The organism is Acidipropionibacterium timonense, assembly GCF_900605005.1.
GTDB classification, from domain to species: domain Bacteria; phylum Actinomycetota; class Actinomycetes; order Propionibacteriales; family Propionibacteriaceae; genus Cutibacterium; species Cutibacterium timonense.
Map to the genome: position 1 here is coordinate 1 of NZ_LR027563.1, position 3067 is coordinate 3067.

General features: G+C 60.0%; 1 protein-coding gene. It reads left to right on the forward strand.

The features are described from left to right. Window positions 1-1198: 1198 nt before the first annotated feature. On the forward strand, window positions 1199-2374 hold the full coding sequence (locus tag E0E30_RS13110) for a Fic family protein (RefSeq protein ID WP_130866930.1): 1176 nt from the start codon (window positions 1199-1201) through the stop codon (window positions 2372-2374). Window positions 2375-3067 lie beyond the last annotated feature (693 nt).

Below are 3067 nucleotides of genomic sequence, written 5' to 3' on the forward strand. Positions count from 1 at the left end.
GACGGGACTTAAGACACTCCGATCCTCGCGCAGGGTCCTCCCCCCACGCACCCCGGCCCCACAGGCCAACTACAGCAGACTCTCACACAGTCAAGTCACAACTACACCCTGGATCCTGAAGAGCCCGCAAAGGCCTCCCTGGCCACCCGCAAGAATTCCTGAATGCCTGCCAGGCCCGTGAAATGCTTCATGAAGTCCGGCGGCAGTACCACCTTGCTCATTGCGGACAGGTCCACGGCGCTGATGAGCGTGCCGAGGACCTGTGTGTCAAGGCGTGGCGCTTGGTCAGCGTGCTGCGTACAGAATTGGCCGCCCTTCACCATGCGCCTACAGCGTGTCCCAGCGTGCGTGCTCCTCCAGCATCGGGTCGCTTCTTCATCCTCCGCCATGACATCAGCATGAAAGACACCCCGAACAAGACCGAAGAGGTTGAAGTATCTTGGGTTTCGTTCCAATCCAACCGGAGGAGAGTCGGAACATACCCCAGAGGTTGATTCCAGAACTGCGTGAACGTGTCGCACGGACGGTCGCCCAGCGCGAGCCTGCCGAAGGCAGTACAGTGCGCCAACTCGGTACTCGTCGTAGCACAGCAGGTCGGCCTCGCCGAGGGGTCATGGACGATGTGGCGCAAGCGCTTCGGCTCCGAGGCGGAACCCGTGCCCAGGGTGAGAGGAGTTCCGGCGCCTGAGTCGTGAGTTGGCGGGGGCCGCGTGAGCCAATGAAGTCCTCAAGAGCTGCCTCGGCGATCGTCGCTACGCAGCTCGGTCGTCCCCGCGACGACATGATTTGGTCAATCGACTCGTACCACGATCAGGTCGAGGCCGAGTCCTTCTGCCGCACTCTGGGGCGACCGAGGGTAGGCGCATCACCTCACGTGCGGATCGCGGTGGGGTTCTACGCCGTCGCCTTCATCACCGACGTGCCCACTCGTCGTCTTGTCCGATGATCCGCGAGAGGCAGTCTGCACACCGATAAACTCCAGCTACTCGCGCACGAGCAGCCCCTCGCCGCCACGGAAGTCGTCCAGGTGGCCGACATGAGACAGAGGCCGCCCCAGTCCATCGAGTTGCATGTGACGGTGCAACTGCGGGCGGTGTGCGTTGCAGCGTGATGGCAAGGGTGTAACTGGAGTTGCAGGGTGATGACGACGGTGCAAGTCAACCCCGGCCTGAGTTGGCTCTTGTGTACACTTGCGCCCATGGAGGCATCCGATTTCGTTGACAGTGCCTTTGGCGCGCCCAGTCGCGAACCGGGCAACAAATGGGCGTTCACTTATTACAAGCCGAAGCCAATTCCTCGGGATATTCAACTGACAGGATCTGTCATCAAGATCCTTTCGGAGGCGGATGCAGCCCTCGGCACCTTAGCCGGACTCGGATCGTTGGTCAGTGATCCGGCTTCACTGATCGGCCCTTATGCCACCCGCGAGGCGCTCGCTAGTTCGCAAATAGAGGGAACCCAGGCATCGCTTTCAGACGTCATGCAGGCTGAAGTGGTTCCAGAAGGAGCAAGATCGGATGATATTGAGGAGGTTCGCGCATACTTGTCCGCCACTAGGCTAGCAAACAAGTTGAGTGATGAACTACCAATTACTGGTAGGCTAATTCTCAAGGTTCATGCCACCCTTCTTGCCCATGGCCGTGGAGCGGAAAAGAATCCCGGAGAGTTCCGACGGTCACCTGTTTGGGTTGGTAGCTCAAATGCGACCCCCGAGACTGCTGCATACGTTCCGCCGTTGCCTGACGACATCCCGGATCTTTTGGCCGATTGGGAGCGGTTTGTAAATAATGAAGACGAGTCTGACCTGCCGGTCCTTGTACGAGCGGCCCTCATGCACTACCAATTCGAGACAATCCATCCATTCCTGGATGGAAATGGAAGAATTGGTCGCCTGTTGATCAACATCATGCTACGTAGCTGCGGCCGACTCCCACATCCTCTTCTGTATCTATCGAATTATTTTGAGACCCACCGACATGAATATTACTCCTCACTGCAGGGCGTCCGCGAAAAGGGAGATATCGACACATGGATGACCTTCTTCCTGCGCGCAGTGACGGCCCAGGCCGATGACGCCGTCACGCGGGCGCAAAGATTGGTGCGCATTCGCGAGGAGTATCGTGCGGTCGCCGCCCATGAGCGCTCCAATCTCTCAGGGTTGGTGGAGATGATCGTCAATAACCCATTCGTCACGGTTCGTGCGGTCGAAAATAGGCTCGATATCACGCCCCAAGGAGCGCGGAACCTCATCCAGAAGGCAGAGGGAATGGGTTGGTTGAGAAGTCTTGGAACGCATGGTAGAGGTGGACGAGTGCACTGGGTGGCCGAAGATATCTTCAACATCATGGAGGCCCCCATGTCCTACAAGGATTAATCCACCACGGACTTGGGCCGGGAGAGCATCATCCCCGCGACGCTGACGACGCTCGCTCTTCCGCCATCGCCGCGAGGACGCGGACCACGGCTCCCACTGAGCGGAACAGGACTTGGCTCAGTCGAGGTCAACGCAGGACGAAGCGTATCCGGGCGCTGTCTTCTCTGCGTAGTACGGATGACCTCAAGACCGCCCACTGCGGCCACGTCTGTCACGGCACTCTCTCCCGAGACGGCCAATGCTATCTCCCCTGCGCTGGACCGCTACGGACGAGATGGCCGTGGAATTACTGGGCTTGGCCAACAGTCCACGACCATGTTGGTCAGTCGGACATCGCCCAGATCAGCACGACGAGATAGCGCACGCGCGTAACGCCGGATTCGAGGTGCATGACATGACCGCCGACGCACCGGAGCCAGCGAAGGCCAGCAACCCACGCGCCGAACGGAGACCCACGTCTCGTGCGGGAGGCGGCCCAACAGACTTCTCTTGTCCAGCCAGGACGCCAGCAACCGGCCCAGCCAGCGCCGGCCCACCGCCCAGTACAGGCCCTTCTCCTGCGCGCTCCGGTCAAGTCCCTTTGAGTGGTGTCACTTCGTCTGCTGGGTGGGGGTCAGGCGGTGAGGTGAAGTTGGGGTCTGGTGGCGTCGTGGTGGTCGGTGAGGGTGTGGATGAGTTTGCGCATGGAGGTGT